The organism is uncultured Psychroserpens sp., from assembly GCF_947503375.1.
Classification (GTDB): Bacteria; Bacteroidota; Bacteroidia; order Flavobacteriales; family Flavobacteriaceae; genus Psychroserpens.
This window is the reverse complement of the sequence record NZ_CANNDQ010000003.1, coordinates 303,673-327,443: the sequence shown is the minus strand read 5'-3', so window position 1 is coordinate 327,443 and position 23,771 is coordinate 303,673. Positions and strand designations below refer to the sequence as shown.

General features: G+C 34.1%; 13 protein-coding genes. 4 read left to right on the top strand and 9 right to left on the bottom strand.

The window, feature by feature from the left end; genetic code table 11:
* Positions 1–61: 61 nt before the first annotated feature.
* The 9 genes from Q0876_RS07550 to Q0876_RS07510 form a co-directional block, all read right to left on the bottom strand.
* Positions 62–1,735 (bottom strand): alpha-amylase family glycosyl hydrolase, encoded by a 1,674-nt coding sequence (locus tag Q0876_RS07550; protein WP_299225741.1) that lies wholly within the window; start codon positions 1,733–1,735, stop codon positions 62–64.
* A 2-nt stretch (positions 1,736–1,737) separates the two neighbouring features.
* A complete protein-coding gene (locus Q0876_RS07545) occupies positions 1,738–3,618 on the bottom strand; it encodes an alpha-amylase family glycosyl hydrolase (RefSeq protein WP_299225738.1) in 1,881 nt (626 codons plus the stop codon).
* A 6-nt stretch (positions 3,619–3,624) separates the two neighbouring features.
* Positions 3,625–6,105 (bottom strand): TIM-barrel domain-containing protein, encoded by a 2,481-nt coding sequence (locus tag Q0876_RS07540; protein ID WP_299225735.1) that lies wholly within the window; start codon positions 6,103–6,105, stop codon positions 3,625–3,627.
* Positions 6,102–7,085, bottom strand: a complete 984-nt coding sequence (locus Q0876_RS07535; RefSeq protein WP_299225733.1) for an alpha/beta hydrolase-fold protein — start codon at positions 7,083–7,085, stop codon at positions 6,102–6,104. Before Q0876_RS07535 ends, Q0876_RS07540 begins: the two co-directional genes overlap by 4 nt.
* Positions 7,086–7,087: 2 nt before the next feature.
* Positions 7,088–9,055, bottom strand: coding sequence for a glycoside hydrolase family 13 protein (locus Q0876_RS07530; protein WP_299225730.1), 1,968 nt, complete (start codon positions 9,053–9,055; stop codon positions 7,088–7,090).
* A gap of 25 nt (positions 9,056–9,080) precedes the next feature.
* Positions 9,081–11,387, bottom strand: a complete 2,307-nt coding sequence (locus tag Q0876_RS07525; RefSeq protein ID WP_299225727.1) for a glycoside hydrolase family 65 protein — start codon at positions 11,385–11,387, stop codon at positions 9,081–9,083.
* Positions 11,388–11,399: 12 nt separating this feature from the next.
* Entirely contained in the window at positions 11,400–12,092 is a 693-nt protein-coding gene (pgmB, locus tag Q0876_RS07520) for a beta-phosphoglucomutase (RefSeq protein ID WP_299225724.1), read from the bottom strand.
* A complete protein-coding gene (locus tag Q0876_RS07515; RefSeq protein ID WP_299225721.1) occupies positions 12,085–13,449 on the bottom strand; it encodes an MFS transporter in 1,365 nt (454 codons plus the stop codon). Before Q0876_RS07515 ends, pgmB begins: the two co-directional genes overlap by 8 nt.
* A 127-nt stretch (positions 13,450–13,576) precedes the next feature.
* Complete coding sequence (locus tag Q0876_RS07510; RefSeq protein ID WP_299225718.1) at positions 13,577–14,641, bottom strand: LacI family DNA-binding transcriptional regulator; 1,065 nt, start codon at positions 14,639–14,641, stop codon at positions 13,577–13,579.
* Between the two features lie 343 nt (positions 14,642–14,984).
* Between Q0876_RS07510 and Q0876_RS07505 the strand changes: the two genes are divergently transcribed.
* From Q0876_RS07505 to Q0876_RS07490, 4 genes are all read left to right on the top strand, one after another.
* Positions 14,985–18,089, top strand: a complete 3,105-nt coding sequence (locus tag Q0876_RS07505) for a TonB-dependent receptor (RefSeq protein ID WP_299225715.1) — start codon at positions 14,985–14,987, stop codon at positions 18,087–18,089.
* 11 nt (positions 18,090–18,100) lie between these two features.
* Positions 18,101–19,654, top strand: coding sequence for a RagB/SusD family nutrient uptake outer membrane protein (locus Q0876_RS07500; RefSeq protein ID WP_299225712.1), 1,554 nt, complete (start codon positions 18,101–18,103; stop codon positions 19,652–19,654).
* A 19-nt stretch (positions 19,655–19,673) separates the two neighbouring features.
* Positions 19,674–20,786: a SusE domain-containing protein gene (locus Q0876_RS07495; RefSeq protein ID WP_299225709.1), complete on the top strand. Its 1,113-nt coding sequence runs from the start codon at positions 19,674–19,676 to the stop codon at positions 20,784–20,786.
* A 65-nt stretch (positions 20,787–20,851) separates the two neighbouring features.
* Positions 20,852–23,746 carry an alpha-amylase family glycosyl hydrolase gene (locus tag Q0876_RS07490; RefSeq protein ID WP_299225706.1) on the top strand — a complete coding sequence of 965 codons (2,895 nt, stop codon included), beginning with the start codon at positions 20,852–20,854 and terminating at the stop codon, positions 23,744–23,746.
* Positions 23,747–23,771 lie beyond the last annotated feature (25 nt).

The window sequence follows — 23,771 nt, the reverse complement described above, 5'->3', positions numbered from 1 at the left end:
TCGATTAATGTGATAATTATAATTACGAAGCTTTTGCAAATATTCTTTTTGGTTTTATGAGTTATTTTTGTTCTAGAAGTACGATGTCAAACTCTGAATTAACAATAGCCTTTCCGTCACTAACTGTTATATCTTGATTAGAATATGCATCATGTAAAACTATACCATTTTCGTATAGATTAGATACGTCTAACGTTTTAACTCCTTTATCGAGTGATAACCCAATAACTACAAGATCTTTAAAATGTTCTGTAGAAAAACTTCTGTAGAAGAGATAAGGAGTTTCTGTTATCATTTGGTGATAACCCGCACCAACCGCAGGGTGTCTTTCTCTAAATTTACCTAATTTCTGCCAATGAGTTAAGATCGCTTGCGTTTGTGCATCATTTTCAATGGCGTCCCAATTCATATTAGAACGTAAATTAGCATCTCCTGTAGCATCTTCTACAACTAAAACACGAGCAGACTCATCGCCATAATAAATTTGAGACGTTCCTGGTGCCAATAACAATTTGGTTGCAGTTTCAAAGGGTTTTTCTCTTTTTGGATCATAGGGTTTGCCATCATCATGAGAACTTAAATAATTGAGTGTTCCATAATCCTTGAGATTGTCATTCAGCAAGTCATTATAACGCTTAAAAAAGGCTTCATAAGTTTGTTGAGCAGCATTATACTTAAACTCAAAATTAATAAGACTATGAAATGCACTATCGAAATAATTGACAACTTTATCTCCATAATCAAAAGCTTTACCTGCACTAATGTTGTAATTATAAACTTCGCCTACTAAATAAAAATCGTTATCATCAAGTACTTTTTCTGGGTTGTTATTTTTCCATTCTGAAAAGCTTGTGTCACACAATGTTTTGAATTCTTGCCAAACGTATGATTCTGTATGCTTTACTGTATCTACTCTATAACCGTCAATACCAAACTCAGTAATATAATCTGTAAGCCATTTCATAATGTAGAAGCGAGGTGATCTTGGGTGTCCCGTTTTTTCAAAAAATGCATCTAACTCGCCTACTTCTTCTTCATAACGTCCTTCAGCTTTCCATTTTTCAACCAATTGAGGTGGTAATTCAACAACTTCATCACTTTCTGTCTTTACATCTGGCAGATTTTCAACTAGAGTGCAGGCAACTGTATTTTCGTAATTATCAAACTTACATTTAGGACTAGTTCTTACCCATTCTTCTGGCCAAACACTATCTTTATTGGTCACAGGACCTGTATGGTTTATGACTGCATCTAAAACGACGCGAATGCCTTTTTTGTGAGCAGATTTAATAAGCGCTCTTAAATCTTCTTTTGTACCATAGTTCGGGTCTAGAGCTGTCCAGTCTTTCGTCCAATACCCATGAAAACCATAAGTAATCCCTGTTCCCTCGTTTGTGCCGCCATGGATTTGTTCTACAATAGGAGTCATCCAAATGGCATTGATCCCCAAATCTGTAAAATATCCTTCTTCAATTTTTTGAGTGATCCCTTTCAAGTCACCACCTTCAAAACCTCTAAGTTTTCCTGTTTCTTGATTACGATCGAAATTTATATCGTTAGATGTATCACCATTTTTAAAACGATCTGTCAATAAAAAATACAGATTGGCGCCTTCCCATACAAATGGTGTCGTAACCTCTTTATTATCTGGCTTTTCAAAAGTATTAAAATTTGATTTATTTTCTTTACAAGCCATAGTCAGTACAGCTATGATTATTACTATGATTCTGTTCATATTTATTCAATCTTTAAAATAAATGACTCTAATGGTTTTATGTCAATTCGTGTTTTTGCTATTCCATTTTTAATTGTTAAAGCTGCAGTATGAGTTTCAAACAATTGATCTTCAAGCTTATAAGTTCCATCTTCAAGCTCAAGTTTAGATACTAATTCTTTTGGTAATTGTAGCTCAAATCCATAAGCGTTCTCAGCACTGAAATTAGAAACAATGATAAGTTTCTCATCACTACTCCAACGTACGAATGACAATACTTTATCATTATACCATTGTGTGTTTTGCCGATTATATAAGTGTATGTCTTCATAGTTAGCGGTTAAAGCAGAACTATTGATGGTAAAATTTAGTAGCCGTTTGTAGAAATCTCTTAATTGTTTTTCATCTTCTGTAGATTGTCCTCCATCGAAATTTTTATTATTGACCCAACGCACTACGCTTGGCACACTTCCATAATCAAAAATAGAGGTACGAGTAGGATCACCAAAACCTAAATCTTCATTACCGGGTTCTCCAAACTCTTGACCAAAATAAATCATTGTAGGTGATGTACTAATTGTAGCAGATATCACCATTGCTGGTTTTCCTTTTAAGGCATTGTTAGCAAAATCTGGACTAGCGATGCGTTGTTCATCATGATTTTCAAGAAAATGCAACATATGATGTTCTATGTCTTTAAGATCATCCTGTATTGGTGGTATATGATCTGTTTTACCTTGACCTTGCATGACATGCTTAAGGGTATCGTAAAGTTGTACTTTGTCATAGAGGTAGTCCATTTTACCTTTCTTAATGTAATCTCTATAGATACTTGGGTTGTATACCTCAGCTAATAAAAAGGCATCTGGGTTTTCCATTTTAATAGCAGAATTCATATAACTCCAAAATTCAACTGGCACCATTTCTGCCATATCATAACGAAAGCCATCAACACCTTTGGCGGTCCAATACAGAGTAATCTCTTTAAATTTTTTCCATGAACTTGGTACGATCTTGTCTTCCCAAAATTTGAAATGTGCTTTGTAATCTTCGTTATCAAAACCAGCTGGTAATGCCTCAAAGTCTTTTTCTCCGTCTGGAGAAATACCGTAGTTTACTTTAACCGTTTCGTACCAATCGTTCATGTCTGGTTGTGAAGCTCTTGAACCATTACCTGTCCATTTAGCAGGATTCTCATCAAACTTACCATCTGCCATTGGATGATTTTCACCTCCTAAAGGTTTATATCCATTTTTCCATTCTGGCACTATGAATGCTTCTTCAGGGTTATAATAGAAATTGTTATTAACATCATAGCTGATGGTTGTATCATCCTCTGCACCAAAATCTGTAGCTCCTTTAGGATTGGATAAGCTTTGATAGTTTCGAGCTACGTGATTAGGAACAATATCAATAATTACTTTTAAGCCAGCCCTGTGAGATCGTTCAATAAGCGCCTCAAACTCTTCAAGTCTACGCTCTACGTTTTCAGCTAAATCTGGATTAACATTATAATAATCTTTAACTGCGTAAGGTGAACCAGCCCTTCCTTTAACCACATCTGGATCATCATTTGTAATCCCATATTGCGTATAATCTGTTATAACATCATGGTGTGGCACACCTGTATACCAGATATATGTTACTCCTAAATCCTTGATCTGTGACAAAGCCTCATCAGTAAAATCATTAAATTTTCCAACGCCATTCTCATCAAGAGTTCCCCAAGGTTTATTAGTTGTATTTGTATTTCCGAACAATCTCGTAAATACCTGATAAACTACTTGTTTTTTTTTCTTTTCTAGCTTTGGTTTAGGTGATTTCTGCACAGTTACTTGTTCGTTTTTGCATCCAAAGAAACTCATGGCTATAACAGTTGATATTATGATTTTGAAGTGTTTCATTTTGGATTATTTTTTAAGTTTTACTCTAATTTTTTTATCCTTTGAAGTATTCCATAATATAGGAATCGTCAACATTTTTTTTTCAAAATTCCAATTCAAGGAAGTTTTGTCTTTGATACTTATAAAATCTGACGTATTGTCTGTATGGCTATTAAGCCTCTTACCATCAACTTTAATACGTTTTGGTGTGTTTTGAATATTATGAACTACAAGTTCAATTGTTTTTATATTTGTTTGATAGTTTGCTCCAGTATCAGCTTCAAATTCTATTTCTAGCCAGCGTCCTTTCATTTCGGCTTCAAACTCTAAAATTTCGTATTGCTCTTTTTCTAATGCATTAAATGTTGTTCCATCATCATTATAAAATTCGCGTTCGCTTTCAGTAATACTCTTATCAAAATAGTAGTGAATCTCTAATTTACTACCATCATAGTCAGCTGTAGATTGCACAGGCTTTGCTAATGGAATAAATGCTCCTGCACGAACAAATGTTGGGATACTATTTTCTTTAAGATCATATACAATAACACTTCCCCCTTTATGTTTTTTATCTGAATAAAAATCGAACCAATCTGATGATTTAGGAAAATAAACTGTTTTATGCTTTAACTGTGAAATCGTTATTGGTGATACTAAAAAGTCATGTCCCCAAAAATATGCTGTAGCATCATCTTTAAGAATTTTACTATCATCTTCAAAAAACAGAGGCCTCATTAATGGCTTTCCTTCTAAATGATTCAAAGCCATGAGATGATAATTATAAGGTAACATGCGATAACGTAATTCTATAGCTTCCTTAGCTAATGCTTTAGCTTTATCACTTCTAAATACAGGTTCGCTAGCAACTTCCTCTTGGGCATGCGGACGGTAGATAGGCTGAAACACGCCATATTGTAACCATCGTGTATAAAGTTCATCATTTAGATTTGCACCTGCAAAACCGCCAAGATCACTATGCATGTAGCCTAAACCTTGCATTCCCATTTGTAATGCAATCTCTGGTTGTGATTGTAGTCCTCCCCAAGTTCTATTAACATCACCAGACCATGGAACCATACCATAACGTTGTGATCCAGAATAACCTGCTCGCATCAAAATAAATGGTCGTTTATTAGGATTGGCTTCAAGGCTAGACTCATAAACTAATTTAGCCCAGTCGTGACCGTAAATATTATGAACTTCATCTGCAGAACCTTTAGCATGCTGTACCCAGTTAGGATGCACTTCAGGTTCGCCAAGGTCTCCCCAAAACCCATTAACTCCTAGTTTAGATAACTCTTTATATATATTTTTAAACCAAGTTTTCCCTGAATTACTATAAATATCAATAATACCTGTATTTCCAAAGTAAAAATCGTAAGTCGCAGGATTTCCAATTGAATCTTTCGCAAGAATATCTTCTCGAACAGCTTCATCCCAACGGTTTGAAGTTGTCAAAACAAATGGTTCGGTAATTAAGATTGTTTCAACATTTTTAGACTTTAAAGTCTTGATCATTTGTTGAGGATTAGGGAACGAGTCTTTTAAAAATTCTAAATTCCCCATAGTACCTTTAATGTCTTTCCCAAACCAATATAAGTCTAAAATAACAGCATCAACTGGAATCTCATCTGCTTTGAATTTATCAATGGTTTCAATGGTTTCACTTTGGGAATGGTAACCAAATCGACTAGAGAAATTCCCCAAAGCCCAGCGTGGCAGCATTGGTTGTTTTCCAGTTAATTTGGTATAATTTTCAACAACATCATACCAAGATTCTCCAGCAATCACTTGGTAGGTTTTACGACCAGAAATAGTTTCGTAAGTAAGAGTGTTCTCTTTTTTACTATCAAAATCTAGGTAGCCAATTGGTGCATTATCAAAATGAATCATGTATTGCTTTGAAGAGATCACAATTGGCATTGTGTAGTTCATAAGTTTTGATTCGGTTTCATAACCATAGTGCGCTCTGTTAAATAATGGTAATCGATGTCCACGTCTATTCATTCCTAGTGCTCTTGCTCCTCCACCATATAATATTTCGTCTTCGGTAAGATTGAATTCTATTTTTTCGGTATTGTCAACGACAATGTTGCCGCTTACCATCTCCATAGGCTCGTGTTTGCTTTTGAAATAACCTCGTCTTTCTGAAATTAATTCTTCGCCATCGTATTGATAAGATATTTTGAAAGGTTCTGTCGTAATAGCTACAGAGATCCCCTTAGAGCTATATGTAATAACATTACCTTCATAGGAATAATTGGTATCAACTCTTTTTGGTTCAAGAACAACAGCATGTGAAGCTTTGCTTTCGGTTTGGTCTTTAGGGATGAACGTTGCTTGAATCATGTCTTCAGAATAAAACTGGAATACATATGTTCCATCATTAACCCTAACTTGAACTGTTCCATTTTCTTCGATATGAGATAGGTATTTACGACTTGTATTTTGAGCACAAACAAATTGAAATGACAGTAATGCTAGGACCAAGTATATAAAGTGCTTCATTTGTTTTTATCTAATAAAAAGATCAATGGTATATCTAATCTTTGATTCCATGAGTTTTCAGAGTGATCGGCACCTTCAAAAAACAAGTTCTTTGAATCTATATTGGTGTAACCTTTTCCTTTTAAAATCTCATCTACCCTAGATGCATATTTTGGGTAATGCTTATCTAAGGTTTTATTTCCGTAATCAAAATATAATTTATGCGTGTCTGCTTTGGGCAAATTGGCTTCCATATACTTAAAAATAGCATCAGGATATGGATTATATGGCATTGGCATTGCGCCAATCCAATGTGTTGACAAACAGCCAGCTCCGCCAAAAATTTCAGGATATTCAGATATGGCATACATTGAAGTTAATCCACCCATGCTTGATCCCATAACGAATGTGTTTTCTTTATTAGGATATACTGTATATTGTCTATCTATTAAAGGTTTTAGTTCTTCAACAATAAATTTCAGGTAATTATCACCATTGAATTTTATATCTGTTTTACCAGCAATATCTACAAGTGAATCTTTTACATTTTCGTCAATAAAATTAAGTGCCTTTTGAGGAAACAAGTCTTGCCAACGAATATTTGGAATATTATGAATAGCAACTACTATAAAATCATTGGTCTTGCCTTCAGCAATCAATTGGCTTCCCCATTCATCTACTTTCCACTCCTGCTTATTCCAAGTGGTTGTTGAATCAAATAGCATTTGCCCATCGTGCATATACAACACACTATAATTTTTAGTTCTAGTATAACCTTTTGGCAGCCAAATATCGACAGGTCTTGGTGTGATATATTTTGATGGAAAACTATCAATTCTTATTAATTTTCCGGCATATATACTGGCATCATTAACAGGTTCTAAATCGTAAGTTGTGCTATTAGCAATTATAGTCTCTGAATCAAACTGAGTTTGTTTTTCTTCATTTGCACATGAAACCAAAACAATACAAAAACATAAAATAACTATCAGTCTTTTCATGATTAAAGCTTAGTGGTATATAAATAGCTTCCTTTTTCCTTTAGCTCTAAAGCTTCAGACCAAATAACGGTTTCACCTGAAATAACGTTTTTTAAGGTTTTTCCATCGAGACCAATTTCTGCGTAACGTTTTAAATCTAGAGTCATTGGTTCTTCATTTTTATTTAAGACAAGTACAACTGTTTCGTCTTCATAAGTTCTTGTGAGAACATATACACCTTGAAATGGAGCAAAGTGAATCGTTTTTCCTTCGTGAATAGCTTTACTTCCTTTTCTGTAGTTCAAAAGTTTTTTTACAAAAGATTGCATCTCTTTTTGTGCTGTTGTTAAACCTTCGCCTGTAAAGGCATTTGTTTTGTCACCATTCCAACCACCTGGATAATCGGTACGAATTAAGCCATGATCTCCTGGCTTTTCGAAGTCATTCATTAGAATTTCAGTACCATAATATATTTGTAAAATTCTTGGCATTGTAGCGTAGGTCGCCAAAGCCATCTTTGTGTTTACTACATCACCCTCAAGTTGAGTGAAAATACGGCTCATATCATGATTGTCTGGAAATATCATAATGTCTTTCGGGCTTGCATAATGAAAGTCGTTAGCCAAGCCTTCATATATTTTAACTAAACCTTTATCCCACGACTCAGTTTCTTTTAGCCCTTCTACAACTTTAACTTGCATGGCAAAATCCATAGGCGATTTTAAATTTGAGTCGTAGCCATCTTTATTATTTGCACCTTCTTGCCAATATCCTATTAGCAGAGGATTATAACTCCACTCCTCTCCTACAATTGAAAAATTAGGATATTCGGTCATGATTGCTCCAGCCCAATCACTCATAAATGCCTTATCTGGGTAAGGATAGGTGTCTTGGCGAATGCCGCCTAATTGAGCAGTTTCTATCCACCAAATACTGTTTTGAATAATGTATTTTGCCATAAATGGATTACGCTGATTCAAATCTGGCATAGTAGCTACAAACCAGCCATTAGAATTACCATCACTATCATAATTTGAAGCATAAATATCTTGGTTTGTCGTACGTCTATGATTAGAATTGATATTTGTTTCCCAACTCCAATGATCTATATTCTTTTCGTAATTTTCTTGAAGGTTTACCCAATCTTTAAATGGTAAATCTTTCATCCACCAATGCTCTAACCCACAATGATTAGCTACCTGATCCATAATAAGTTTCATGCCTTTATCTTTTAATTTTTGAGATAAATACTGATACTCTTCAAGGGTACCAAATCTAGGATCTATTTGATACAAATCAGTAACAGCATAGCCATGATACGATCCTTTTTGCATATTATTGGTAAGTAATGGTTGCGGCCAAATAGCTGTAAAACCTAAATCTGAAATATAATCGACATGTGCTGTAATTCCCTGAATATCTCCACCATGACGTGCATAATCATTACTTCTATCGATAACTCTATCTAATAATTCTGGTTGCCCTTCCATAGCCAAAGGGCTATCGTTATTTGTATTTGCATTTGCAAAACGATCTGGCGTAATTAGATAAATAGCGTCTGTACTATTAAATCCTACATAGTCTGACGCAGGTTTTTTTCGTTCTTTTAGCTGATATAAATCTACTAACTCTTTGCTGTTTTCATTTTCAAACTTAATATTAAATGTACCGGCTGAAGCCGTTTCAGAAATAAGCAGATCGATAAACAAATAATTATCACTATTATCACTTTTAGTGACTTTTAATATTGAAACACCGTTATGGGATATACTCGGTTTAAAATCACTAATTCCATCATGTTTAACGAGTAATTGTAAGGTGTCATTTTCAAAATCAATCCACCAATTTGGTGGTTCTATTCGCTCAATATCTTTTTGATCAATAAATTCAGTATCAAAAGTTGATCTGTTATCATCGTTAGAAGAACGTTCGCTACAAGACATACTCAAAACCAATAAAAATGATAGAACTATATTGCTTACTTTTTTCATAATAAAAGTTTTAAGTGGCTTTAATTTATACAGTCACCAAACTATTAGGACTTATGGTAACTCGTTTTCCATTAACTAAAATATCTAGATCTTGATGACCTTCAAGTTCAAAGTGTGTATGGCCTTGACATGCGTTAATTTTAATAATTTGATTTCTAAAATTAACCTTGAACGAATACGCTTCCCATTGTTTTGGTATTTTAGGTTCAAATGATAACATATTGTCTTTAATACGCATTCCTCCAAATCCTTCTACAATACTCATCCATGTTCCTGCCATAGACGTAATATGCAAGCCTTCTTCGACCTCTTTATTATAATCATCTAGATCGAGTCTGGATGTTTGCAAATAAAACTCATATGCTTGCTCCATACGACCTAACTTGGCTGCTTGGATACTGTGAACACAAGGTGAAAGTGAACTTTCGTGTACAGTGAATGGCTCATAAAAATCAAAATGACGCTCTAATTCTTCATCAGAAAAGTGATCTTCAAAAAAGTAGAACCCTTGAAGTGTATCTGCTTGCTTTATATATGGTGAGCGTAAAATACGATCCCACGACCATTTTTGATTTATTGGTCTTTCTGAACTTGGCAAATTAGAAACTGTAATTAATTCTTTATCTAAAAAACCATCTTGTTGTAAGAATACTTGGTTTTCTTCTGAAAACGGAAAAAACATACCATCTGCTACAACTTTCCATTGTTGTAACTCGGCTTTTGAAAGCTTAGCTTTATGCATAACTCTTATGTAATCTGAGTTATACTCTCTTTCTGTTTTTTGAATATTTTCTATAGTGTAATCAATGCACCATTTGGCAATATAATTAGTATACCAATTATTGTTTACATTATTTTCATATTCATTTGGCCCTGTTACACCGAGAATAACATATTTGTTTTTTGCTTCAGAAAATGTAGCGCGTTGATGCCAGAATCTTGAAATTCCAATAAGCACCTCTAATCCTTTCTCTGGAATATAGCTATAATCATTAGTATATCGATGATAATTATATATAGCAAATGCTATGGCTCCATTACGATGGATTTCTTCAAAAGTAATTTCCCATTCATTATGGCATTCTTCACCATTCATAGTCACCATAGGGTATAATGCGGCACCATTAGAGAACCCAATTTTTTGAGCATTCTCGATTGCTTTTTCTAGATGATTGTAGCGATACTCAAGTAAACTTTTAGCCACATTTTGATCTTTTGTAGCCATATAAAATGGAATGCAATATGCTTCGGTATCCCAATATGTGCTTCCACCATATTTCTCTCCAGTAAATCCTTTAGGACCTATATTTAAACGTGCATCTTTACCTAGATAGGTTTGATTTAATTGAAATATATTAAACCTAATACCCTGTTGCGCTTCAACATCACCTTCAATTGTGATATCGGACATGTTCCAAATTTTTGCCCATGCCTGTTTTTGCATTTCTAATAACGTATTGAATCCCAATTCAGAGACTTTATTAAGTGTCTTCTTTGCTACAGAAATCAATTCATTTTTATCATGATTTCTATCTGAAGTATAACCTCCATATTTTGTAAGTGTAATTGTATCGCCTTTATTGACTTGATTTTGATAGGTAAACTCAATTTTATCTATAGAATCACTAATGGTTTTATCTTGTTTTATAACCTTACCATTAAGTGACACTTGTGTTTGCATTGATGTACACACATAAAAATGTGTTTTCATTGTTTTTGATACAATGAAAGCTTGTTCATTTTCATGATTTACACTTAGTACATCCCAGAACTTATCATCCCAATTAGAGTCTTCATTAGTAATCCCATTATCTAAATAGGGTGAGAAGTTAATTTGAGCATCATTATTTATGGGCGTTACATTATACTCTATAGCTCCTACTTCATCTATATCAAGGCTCAAAAAACGTTTAGTTTCTATCTTAACTTGAATGAAGTTTTGAAGTGTTGCAACGAAACTACGAGACAACCAACCTTCTTTCATATTAAGCTCTCTCTTGAAATCTTCAATTTTATTGCACGTGGCTAAATCTAAGACCTCATCATTAATAGTTACATTAATTCCGATCCAATTAGGTGCATTTAATACCTTTGCGAAATATTCTGGATACCCATTTTTCCACCAACCTACTCTAGTTTTATCTGGATAGTAGACTCCTGCAACGTAGCTCCCTTGAAATGTATCACCAGAATAATGTTCTTCAAAATTAGCACGTTGGCCCATAGCACCATTCCCCAAACTCATTAAGCTTTCTGATGACTTAACACGTTCAGGCTTAAACCCTTCTTCTATGATTGACCAATGATTTGGTTGTATATAAATATTGTTCATTCTATTTAAAGATCAATTATTGATTGATATTTTATTTTTTGGTTGTATTTTGTTTGATATGATGTGTTCGATAAAAACTTGAGATACCTCAGTAAAGTCCTTAAAAATATAGTCAGCTTCATGTAGAACTTTTTCATCTCCAATTCCAATTGAAATCATATTTGCTGTATTTGCTGCTTGTATACCAGCTACTGAATCTTCAAATACAATACAATTTTCAGGCATTATATTAAGCAACTTTGCTCCAATTAAAAACACTTCTGGATCTGGTTTGGCCTTTGAAACATCATTACCATCTACTATAGCTTCAAATTTGCTCAATAAATTTACTTTGCGAAGAATTGATGTTGCATTTTTACTTGCAGAACCTAAAGCTATAGCCTGTTTTTTTTCAATTAAAATATTTAATATTCTTGTAACGTCTGGAAGAATTTCTGACTCGTCCATATTGTTAATATAAGTGAGGTAATCATCATTTTTTAAGCCCATTAGCTTCATGAATTCATCCTCTGAAAGGGTTTTATTTCCCCATTCTAATATTTTTTCTAACGAACGTACTCGGCTAACACCTTTGAGTTGCTCATTTTGTACTTCAGAAAAATCAACACCAATACTATTGGCTAATTTTTTCCACGCTAAAAAGTGATACTTTGCTGTATCAACGATAACTCCGTCTAGATCAAATATGAATCCTTTTTTATGCATTGAGTACTTTATCCTTTTTGTCGTTAATCTTAAATGATAGTAATCCAGCTATAATGAAACTTATACCACTTACTACTAATGCAAAGATTGCATGATTATCATAGGCGTATTTAACAAGCGGACCTCCAATGATTCCATTAATAATTTGAGGGATGACTATAAAAAAATTGAAAATTCCCATATAAACACCCATCTTTTTTGGAGAAATCGATCCAGCTAGCATGGCATAAGGCATTGAAAGTATACTTGCCCATGCAATTCCAATGCATACCATTGGCAATATGAGCCAGTTCTCATTAGGCATGAAGTAAATTAATATCAAGCCGATTCCTCCAATGAATAAAGAAAGAGCATGAGTTTTCTTCCTACTTATTTTTTTTGCTATCACAGGCAATAAAAAAGCAAAAATTGCGGAAACTCCGTTGTAAATTCCAAATAGAATACCTACCCAATTACCAGCTTCTTGATAAGTTTCGCTACTAGCATCTTCTGGAGGCAATCCATATATATGCTGTGCTATTGCTGGTACAGCAAAAACCCACATTCCAAATAAAGCAAACCAAGAGAAGAATTGTACCCAACTTAATTGTCTCATGGTTTCTGGCATTTTTCTAAAATCCTCAAAAATATCAGTAAGCTTGGCTTTACGTTCTTCACCATCTTCTTCTATTGCCTTTTGATGTGCTTTTTCATCTTCGAATTGAGCTAGTTCTTCAGGTGAATATTCTTTAGTTGTAAAAATGGTTATTAATATAGAACCTATAAGTACTACAGCACCTATAATAAAAGACCATAATAAATTTTCAGGAACTGTTCCATCTGTAGATGTTTTTGCTACCCCAAACCAGTTACTTAACATCCAAGGCAGCCAAGAACCAACCACAGCTCCAACACCAATTAAAGCCGTTTGGACACTAAATCCTTGAGTTGTTTGTTCATCTGAAAGATTATCTGCAACTAGTGCTCTAAATGGTTCCATGGCAATATTAAAAGAGGCGTCCATTATCATAAGCATACCTGCTCCAACCCAAAGTGCTGGGAGAATAGCGATCATAAAATCAGCTTGAGGAATTAGTATCATTCCTATTGAAGCTAATACAGCACCAAGTAGGAAGAACGGTTTTCTACGACCAAATCGAGTCCAAGTGTTATCACTATAGTGACCTATTATTGGCTGAACTATAAGTCCCATAAATGGAGCAATTAGCCAAAACCATGATAACTCATGAACGTCAGCTCCAAAAATCTGTAAAATTCTACTAGCATTGGCATTTTGAAGGGCAAAACCCATTTGGATTCCTAAGAAACCGAAACTCATATTCCAGATTTCCCAAAAACCTAGCGTGCGCTTTTTCATAATAGTATGTATTAATTAATACTATTGACAAGCGATGAAACTTATCAAAACTTAAATGTAGAAGTGAAAATATAAGTTTTGATTAGGGTGTAAATATAGTAAAGTTTTTATTATTGAGGTGTTAAATTTAAGATTTGGTAGATTCGCGCTCTATCAAATCGGTTTCAATTATCACCGTTTCATAGTATTCTTCCTCATCTTCTGCAATCTCATCTTCATCATCCATTTCAAGCCTATTAATTAACAAATCCGCTGCTTTTTCGCCTATTTCTTGACCATGTTGACTTACTGTAGTTAAACTGGGTGTGGAATGTTTTGATAACACACCATCTGTAAAGCTAATAACTTGTATATCATTAGGCACTTCGTAACCAAGTTTTCTTGCCACTTTCATAGCTGTAACAGCATACAATTCATTTACTGCAAAAATACCATCGATACTTTTATTTGATTTAAACAATTGTTCAATTTCTTTTTCTAAAGCATCTAAATGATCATCTGAAAGTAATTTATCATCAACTTTTAATATTAATGAAGATTCTGGTTCTATCTTATGATCATCTAAGGCAGTAAGATAGCCTTGTGTTCTTAACTTCCCAACGCTAACATAATCTTTAGTTGTTATAATACCTATATGTTTACAGCCATTACTAATAAGTTTTTCTACAGCTTTTTTGGCACCTTCAATATCGTCTACAATAACCTTATCACAAGGAATTTCATTAACCACACGATCAAACATAACAATCGGCATACCTTGGTTAATAGTCTCTATAAAATGGTGATAATCTTGTTGTTGTAATGTTTCTTTTGCAATTGATAAAATAAACCCATCTATACTACCATTTGCTAGCATTTGCATGTTGATTACCTCTTTATCAAATGACTCATTTGAAAGTCCAACAATAACATTATATCCTCTCTTATTAGCTACCAATTCAATTCCAGTAATCACTTTAGAGAAAAAATGATGTACAATCTCTGGTATAATTATACCAATGGTTTTTGTCTTTCTATTTTTTAAGCTAAGTGCTATATTATTTGGTCTGTAATTATAAAGCTTAGCGAAAGCTTGTACTTTTTGACGTGTATCTTCACTAATTTCAATACTGTTTCTGAGTGCCTTAGAAACTGTCGATATAGAAACATCGAGCTCTTTTGCTATTTGTTTTAATGTAATTTTCCTCTTCATTTTAATGGTAGCTGTATTTTGATAAAAGTTTAAACTAATGACGTCTAAACACGAGTGACTTAAAATTGTCTTTTTCTTAAAAATTCATTATTTTAATAAAAAAAAGGATTGCGCCAATATTTTATATATGGCAATAAAGATATTATTTTATTGCAATATCAATAATTATTGGTCATTTATTGTTGATTTCTGTTAATTTAAAAAAAGTTTTTAACACGAAAACGTTTTCGTTTAGCCAATGCATTTTCATAATGTAAAATTTACCCAAATTTTACATAGTTTTAACCCTAGAAGTGAAAATATAAACGAATTAACTAAACAGAAACTAACTTAAAAATAGTGTATGAAAACATTTTTAAATAGCTTACTATTACTTACTTTTTTGTTGTCAGCAAATTTATTTGCTCAAACAACAGTAACAGGTACTGTAACAGATTTAGCTGACGCATCACCACTACCAGGCGTTAATATCCTTGTAAAAGGAACTACAACTGGAGCTTCAACAGATTTTAATGGCAATTACAGCATTAAGGTCAATGAAGGTGACATTCTTGTTTTTTCTTATCTAGGATATGTTACACAAGAAATTACTTACAACGGGCAATCTACAATTGATGTTACTTTAGCAGAAGATGCTGCTCAATTGGATGAAATTGTATTAATAGGTTATGGATCTGCCAAAAAAGAAGATTTAACAGGATCAGTAGAAGTTGTATCTTCTAAAGATTTTAATAAAGGCGCCATCATTTCTGCAGATCAATTACTTCAAGGTAAAGCTGCGGGTGTTAGAATTACAAGTGCTGGTGGTCAACCAGATGCTGCACCTAATATTAGAATTAGAGGAGGCGCTTCATTATCTGCAAATAACAGTCCTCTAATTGTTATTGATGGTGTACCATTAGATAACGGAGGAACAGCAGGTGTAAGTAATCCATTAAACTTAATAAATCCAAATGATATTGAAAGTTTTTCAATATTAAAAGATGCTTCTGCTACAGCCATCTATGGTTCTCGAGCATCAAATGGTGTTATTATAATAACAACTAAAAAAGGTACTTCTGGAGCACCTCAATTTACGTTTAGTGCTAATACTTCTATTAGTTCGATTCCTGATTCAGGGATTATTGATGTTATGAACAGCAGCGAATATGTTAACTTCATACAACAATTTCACCCTGAGGAAACAGGTCGGTTAGGAGTTCCTGTTGGTTCAGTAAACACCTCTGAAAGACCTTCACAGATTATTACTGGTTTTGACGGTTCTTTAAGAGAAATATACAATACAAGCTGGCAAGATGCTATTTTAAGAACTGCTATTTCTTCGGACTATAATTTTAGTGCTAGAGCCAATCTGTTTGATAAATTACCTTTCCGTGCCTCAATAGGATATAACAATTCTGAAGGTGTTGTTGATACTGATGATTACGAAAGAGTTAGTGCTTCATTGAAATTAACACCTCAGTTATTTGATGATCATTTAAAGATTGACTTAAATGCAAAAGGAATTTACATTGAAAAAAATGCAATTGATAATGATGGGGCTTTAGGAAGTGCATTAAACATGGATCCTACAAAACCTATTTACGATGCAAATAGCCAATTTGGTGGTTTTTATAACCAAACGAATCCTTCTAACGCTAGTTCTAATCCAAATGCATTAATAGGAGCTTCAAACCCTTTGGCTTTACTACAACAACGTACTCGCCCTGAAGAAGTAAAGCGTTTACTAGCAAATATTAAGTTTGACTATAAACTACATTTCTTTCCAGATTTAAGAGCCGTTTTAAATTTAGGTATAGAAGCTTCTAGAGCAAATATCGAAGAGGTATTTAGTGATAACGCTATTTCTACTTATAGACAAACTGCAACTCCAGGCGAATTTATTTTCAATCCAGGTGTAAATTACAGAGAAGAGCAACACATAACAAATACAACGCTTGATGCATATCTTGTATATAATAAAGAGTTTGAAGGTTTTGTAAGAAGTGTTGAAGCACAAGGAGGTTACGCTTATCAAAATTTTAAAAACGATGGTTTTAAAGAAGAGTTTGTTTATGCAGCAACACCTGAACAAGGCGAAGTTGGAACAAGAGTCTTAAATTTTGATCCGAATAATCCAAACAATCGCTTTTTCAGCCCTTTGAACTTACAATCGTTCTTTGGACGTGCCAACGTAAATCTTAACGAGAAATATCTTTTAACCTTCTCTTTTAGAGCTGATGGATCATCGTTATTCACTGAAGACAACAGATGGGGATATTTTCCTGCAGCTGCTTTAGCTTGGAAAATCAAAGAAGAAACATTTTTAAGTAATGTAAACTTTATCAACGATTTAAAAGTAAGAATTGGTTGGGGAGAAACTGGACAACAAGACATCACTGGTTTAGCAGGATTTTTTCCAGCGGTTCCCGTATTTGAAATTGGTTCCCCAAACAGTCAATATTTATCAGGCGTAAATTTATATTCTGCAAAAGAGTTTAATCCAGATCTTACTTGGGAGAAAACAACTACATACAACTTAGGTATTGATTTTGCATTTTTTAATAGTGGTTTCCTTTCAGGTTCGTTTGACATATACAAAAGAAATACATCAGACTTATTAGTACTAACAGATGTACCTCCAGGCCAAGCGTTAAGCCCACAGGTAATTCAAAATATTGGTGAAACGGAAAGTGAAGGCTTTGAATTAAACTTGAACATCGATGCTGTAAATTCTGAAAACTTCAACCTTTCACTTAATGGAAATATAGCTTACAACAGAACAGAAGTTACTGATCTTGATGGCGCAGCATCTATCAATCAAACACCAACAATTCCAGATGGTACAGGAACATTTCTTTTTCAACACGCTTTAGGAGAGCAGGCATATTCTGCTTTTGTGTATAAGCAAATTTACGATGATAATGGAAATCCAATACCTGGCGCCTTTGTTGATTTGAATGGAGACAACTTAATCAATGAGAATGATAGATACTATCAAGCAATTAGGCCAAATTGGACCTTTGGTTTTGGGTTTACAACCAATTATAAGAACTGGGATTTGAGTGCCTCTTTCAGAGGGCAATTAGATGGTAAAATTTATAATTCAGCACGCTTAGTAGCTGGTTTCACAGAAAGAGCTGTTCAAACCCAAACTGAAGCCTTGAATAATGTATTAGATTTTAATTCTGGTGCTGCTAATCCTGTATTTTCGCAAATACAAAACCAACAGCCTTTATCTGATTACTTCTTAGAGGATGCTGCATTCTTACGTTGTGAGAATATTGCTCTTGGCTATACGTTTGATGGTATAATAAAAGACACACGCCTTAAATTATATGGAGCTGTTACTAATCCGTTTTTAATAACTGATTATTCTGGTCAAGATCCTGAAAATTTCAATGGTCTTGATAATAACTTTTACCCAAGACCTACAGTATATACTTTAGGCTTGAATTTCGATTTCTAAAATAAATGACTATGAAAAATTATTTAAATTATGTTTTAATTACACTGGTCTTCCTATCAACATTAGGATGTACTGATGACCTAGACACCGAGCCTATTGTGGAGCTGTCTTTAGAAGAATTACTTGCTAGAGACCCACAAGCTATTGAAGGTATTTTATCAAGATTGTATGCTTCATTTGCACTTTCAGGTCCAGATGGACCAGGAAGTTCTGATATTCCAGATGACGCAGGAGAATCACCTTTTTTAAGAGGAATTGTAAATCTACAAGATTTTACTGCTGATGCAATGAAAAATCGTTGGGGAGACAATGGTCTTGACCAATTAACTACAACCTCCAACTGGACTGCAGATAACAAATTTTTTAGATACCTGTACAACAGAATTTACTACACCATACCGCAGAGTAATAATTTAATCAATGTATTAACTGCTGTTGATGTAGACAATGAAGAGGTAGTATCATCAGAAATTAGATTTATTAGAGCTCTAGCTTATTACTATCTTATTGATACTTTTGGAAAAGGTGCTTTGATCACTGATGAAGATTTTGGTGTAACAACACCAGTACCTGAAGCTTCAAGACAAGACCTGTATACTTATGTTGAATCAGAATTATTAGCAATCATTCCGCTTCTCCCTCCTACTAATGATTATGGTAGAGCTTCAAGACCAGCAGCAGAAATGTTATTAAGTAAATTATACCTTAATGCTGAAGTGTATACAGGTATGGAAGAAAATGACAATGCTGCTCAATTCATAAACAGAGTTATTGACGATGGTGGTTTTACACTAGCTTCAGACTTTAGATTAAACTTTTCTGCTGATAATAATACATCTCCAGAAATAATTTTCCCACTAATTGCTGATGCAGTTAACAGTCAAAGCTTTGGAAATACAACATACATTGTTAATGGCAGCATTAGTACAGAAACCATGGATCCAAACGATTTTGGTGCAACGCAAGGATGGACAGGTCATAGATCTTCAAAAGGATGGTATGGTCTATTTGGTTCAAGCGCAGGAGAATTAGCTGCATCAAGTGATGTAAGAGCTAGCTTGTTTTGGACTAACGGACACAATTTTGAAATGGAAGATTACACACAATGGACAGATGGTTATCCATCTACGAAATTTAGAAATACTAATGTTAATGGAACATCCGTTTCGACAGATTTCTCAGGAACAGATTTTCCTTTGTTCCGCTTAGCTGATGCATATCTCATGTATGCTGAATTAGCACTAAAAGGTGCTGCTGGAACAGACATGAATACGGCCACAAATTATGTGAATATGGTAAGAACACGTTCAAATGCGTCAACTATAACTGTTTCTGACCTCGATGAGCAATTCATATTAGACGAACGTGCTAGAGAATTAAATTTAGAAGGACATAGAAGAACAGATCTAATTAGATTTAACAAATTTACTGGAAGCGCTTACATTTGGCCTTGGAAAGGTGGAACAGCAAACGGTACATCAATACCTGCTAACTACAGATTATTTCCTATTCCTTTAAATGCATTACAATCAAATCCGAACTTAACACAAAACCCAGGATACTAATAATTAAAAACATAGCAACATGAAAAAAATAAAAATTTTAGGATTCGCATTAATTGCCTTTTTAGGTTTTAATGCTTGTGAAGAAGATGACAACTTCACAATTGACGGTAATCAAACTGATACTGCCGTTATTAACTTACCACAAAACCAAGAAAGTTTTGTTTTAGATATCGCTAATCCGCAAGCTACAGCAGCTACAGTTGTTTGGGATGGTGCAGCCTATTCAGTTCCTACTGCAGTAACATATACAGTACAATTAGCATTATCAGGAACAGATTTTGCAAATCCGATAGATGCAGGTACAACAACTGAAACTTTTTTAGTTTGGACTAATGAAGAACTGAATGGTGTTTCTGTTGATGGTTTGGGTTTAGTTCCTTTTTCTGCTGGCGATGTAGATCTAAGAATCAAATCGGCAATTGGATCTGAAGGAGCAGAAGAAGCATTTTCTGAAGCCGTCACAGTTTCTATAACTCCTTATACTACATCTCTACCAAGATTTGCTGTACCAGGAAATCACCAAGGATGGAATCCAGACATCAACGAACCAGGAATAGAATTTGTTCCTTACATCGCTTCTTCTGAATTTGGAGCAACAGACTATGAAGGCTATGTTTGGTTAGATGGCGAATATAAATTTGTAGAACCAAATGATTCAGGTGAATTTGTATGGGGAAATACAGATTGGGGTGATGACGGTTCATTTTCTGGAGTGATGGTTAGTGAAGGCGAAATTAATTTTCCTGCTGCAGCACCTGGTTATTACTTTATAAGAGCTAATACTGACCCAGAAGATAGCGATTCTGCTACGTATTCTGTTGATGCTGTTATGTGGGCAATTACTGGTGATGCAACACCTTTAGGATGGCCAGACAATGGTGTGCAAGATCAAGATATGACATACAACAGTACAACTGGAAAATGGGAAATTACTATTAACTTATCAGATGCAGGGGCATTTAAATTTAGAGCTAATGATGCTTGGGATATAAACTATGGTGATGAAGGTGCTGATGGTATTTTAGATTTTAATAACGGTAACAACATGACCGTTAGTACTTCTGGAACTTACTTTGTTGAACTAGATTTAAGTAATCCTAGAGAATATACTTACACTGCTACACTGCAGTAAATCAGAGAAAAATAAAAAGGCTGTTCAAAATTAATGTTCAGCCTTTTTTATAAATACTAATTGCTATGAAAAAAATCATTACCCTTCTTACATTTTCCTTTTTATCATTTGGTATTTCAAATGGTCAAGTACAAGATATTTTTTTTGAAATTGACCCTTGTACAATTCAAGAAAACATTAACTTAACTATTACCGTTGATGGATCCACTGTAGATGAATCATTATGGAATATCAACGATAATGCCATCTACCTTTGGGCTTGGTCTTTTGACAGCAATAACGAGAATATTCAAGATGCTCCGTCTAATGGTCAATGGACTAACTCAAGTGAAGACAATAGGTTTGCCTATAATAATGTTGATGACACTTACACATTTAGTTTGGTCCCTAGCACTTTTTATAACAGATCTGGTATAGGTCGTATTGGTTTTCTAATCAAAGCAAAAAGTGGAGATGGAGATAAAAAAACGCCTGATCACGTATTTGATGTTGGCGAATCATCTTTTAGTTTAACTATAGATTCTCCTTCTCAACCAGATAATGTTATTAATAGTGGACAAAGTTTATCTTTTTCCGCTATGAATTCGTGTGGAAATGCATCTTATATACTAACTGCCAATGGAAGTATTATTGATACACAAAACAATACAACTTCATACAGCTTTACAGTTAATAATATAATAACTACAACTACCTACGTCTTAGAAGCTACATTTAATGGCGTCACTAGAACTTATAGTGCCTCAGCTATTGTAAGTCCTTCTGTTACTACAGAAGCTTTAGATGAGACGATATTCCGTGAAGGCATAAATTATGATACTTCAGACCCAACTAAAGCAACATTGGTTCTCGATGCACCTTTAAAAGATTATGTATATGTCGTTGGAAGCTTCAATAATTGGCAGCCTTCTAGCGCATATGTCATGAAAAAAGACAATAACTCAAGTAAATTTTGGTTAGAGCTCACTGGATTGTCACCTCAACAAATTGAAACTTATCAATATTGGGTCGTAGATGAAACACCAATATCTGGTTCGCCTTCATTAGTAAAAACTGCAGATCCATATTCCACTCTAGTATTATCCCCTTTTGATGATCCATTCATTCCAGAAACCACATTTCCTAATCTCCCAGAATATCCTGTAGGTCAAGAGCGTGAAGTAACAGTGCTACAAACAGGACAAACTGAATACAACTGGGTAATAGACAATTTCCAAAAACCAAAAAAAGAAGACCTCATTATTTATGAAGTACTAATTAGAGATTTTGATGCAAACAGAAATTACCAAAATTTAATAGATCGTATTGATTATTTCAAAAACCTGAATATTAATGCCATACAACTAATGCCTGTTATGGAGTTTGAAGGCAATGAAAGTTGGGGATACAATACTTCATTCCATCTAGCTTTAGATAAGTATTATGGAACTGAAGAAAAATTTAAAGAGTTTATAGATCTTTGTCACCAAAACGGAATTGCAGTAATCTTAGATTTAGCAATAAACCATGCTTTTGGAAGAAATCCAATGGTAAGAATGTGGATGAATGATCCAGACAATGATGGTTGGGGCGAACCAAGTAATGAAAGCCCTTATTTTAATGAGTTCTCTACACATAGTTTTAATGTTGGGAGTGATTTCAATCATCAGTTACCTAGAACTGTAACGTATACCGAACGCGTACTTGAACATTGGATTCAAGATTTTAAAATTGATGGTATTCGTTGGGATTTGACCAAAGGCTTTACTCAAAACTGTTCTGGAGGTGATGATACCTGTACAAATGCTTATCAGCAAGATAGAGTTGATAAACTAAAAAATTATGCAGATTACTCTTGGTCTCTAGATGATTCACATTATGTTATCTTCGAGCATCTAGGTACTGATCCAGAGGAAAGACAATGGGCTGACTATAGAATTAATGAAGGAAAAGGCATTATGTTATGGGGAAAAATGACCAATGAGTATAGCCAATTGACAAAGGGCTTTTCTCAAAATGCCAATATTGAAAGAATGGGACATATAAGTCGTGGTTTTTCAGACAAAAGGTTGGTTGGATATGCTGAAAGTCATGATGAAGAACGATTAATGTACCTCAACTTACAAGAAGGGAATTCGGCACTAGCTTCTCATGATGTTAAAGATTTAAATATTTCACTATCAAGAATGTCTGCTCTAGGTGCAGCTTCAGTAATGATTCCTGGACCTAAAATGATTTGGCACTTTAGCTCATTAGGTATGGAAAATTCAATATTCACTTGTACCAACGGAAATGTAAATACTGAAAATGACCCAACTCCTGGAGATTGTAAGTTAGACACAAAACCACAACCTCAATGGGTTGAAAACTGGTTGTCAGATCCTGCAAGACGACAAATTTATGATGATTGGTCTAGGCTTCATGAATTAAAGATTACTGAAGATGTCTTCGAAGGTGATTATACTATCGATCCATATATCAATGATATTAGGCAACGTATTTATATTTCTGACGACAATTTACCTACAAATCAACTACGTAATGTTGTTATTTTATGTAATTTTTCTGTAGCAGATTTAGATATTGTACCAGACTTTCCATACACGGGGAATTGGTATGACCTTATGGATGATTCTGGTAGTACCTTTTTAAATGTAACAAGTACTAATAGTCCTATTTCAATTCCAGCTGGTCAATTTAGAATATTTGGTAATCAACCATCCACTCTAAGTACTGAAACGTTTGCTAGCGATACCTCATTTACTATCTACCCAAATCCAGTTGATAATTCTTTTAGAACAAACAAGTCGATTGAAACTCTTCAAATCTATGATATTACAGGGAAAATAGTAAAGTCATTTACTGGTGAGTTTACAAAAAATGATTCTTATAATATTTCAGATTTGAAACCAAGTCTTTATTTAATTAAAATTGAAAATAGTAGCGGTCAAACTTTGACCTCAAAACTTATAAAACTTTAGATTGATTTTATAGCAATTTGAATTA

Coding starts and splice junctions, on each gene's coding strand:
- Q0876_RS07550 (WP_299225741.1), bottom strand. CDS start 1,735: ATGAACAGAATCATAGTAATAATCATAGCTGTACTGACTATGGCTTGT.
- Q0876_RS07545 (WP_299225738.1), bottom strand. CDS start 3,618: ATGAAACACTTCAAAATCATAATATCAACTGTTATAGCCATGAGTTTC.
- Q0876_RS07540 (WP_299225735.1), bottom strand. CDS start 6,105: ATGAAGCACTTTATATACTTGGTCCTAGCATTACTGTCATTTCAATTT.
- Q0876_RS07535 (WP_299225733.1), bottom strand. CDS start 7,085: ATGAAAAGACTGATAGTTATTTTATGTTTTTGTATTGTTTTGGTTTCA.
- Q0876_RS07530 (WP_299225730.1), bottom strand. CDS start 9,055: ATGAAAAAAGTAAGCAATATAGTTCTATCATTTTTATTGGTTTTGAGT.
- Q0876_RS07525 (WP_299225727.1), bottom strand. CDS start 11,387: ATGAACAATATTTATATACAACCAAATCATTGGTCAATCATAGAAGAA.
- pgmB (WP_299225724.1), bottom strand. CDS start 12,092: ATGCATAAAAAAGGATTCATATTTGATCTAGACGGAGTTATCGTTGAT.
- Q0876_RS07515 (WP_299225721.1), bottom strand. CDS start 13,449: ATGAAAAAGCGCACGCTAGGTTTTTGGGAAATCTGGAATATGAGTTTC.
- Q0876_RS07510 (WP_299225718.1), bottom strand. CDS start 14,641: ATGAAGAGGAAAATTACATTAAAACAAATAGCAAAAGAGCTCGATGTT.
- Q0876_RS07505 (WP_299225715.1), top strand. CDS start 14,985: ATGAAAACATTTTTAAATAGCTTACTATTACTTACTTTTTTGTTGTCA.
- Q0876_RS07500 (WP_299225712.1), top strand. CDS start 18,101: ATGAAAAATTATTTAAATTATGTTTTAATTACACTGGTCTTCCTATCA.
- Q0876_RS07495 (WP_299225709.1), top strand. CDS start 19,674: ATGAAAAAAATAAAAATTTTAGGATTCGCATTAATTGCCTTTTTAGGT.
- Q0876_RS07490 (WP_299225706.1), top strand. CDS start 20,852: ATGAAAAAAATCATTACCCTTCTTACATTTTCCTTTTTATCATTTGGT.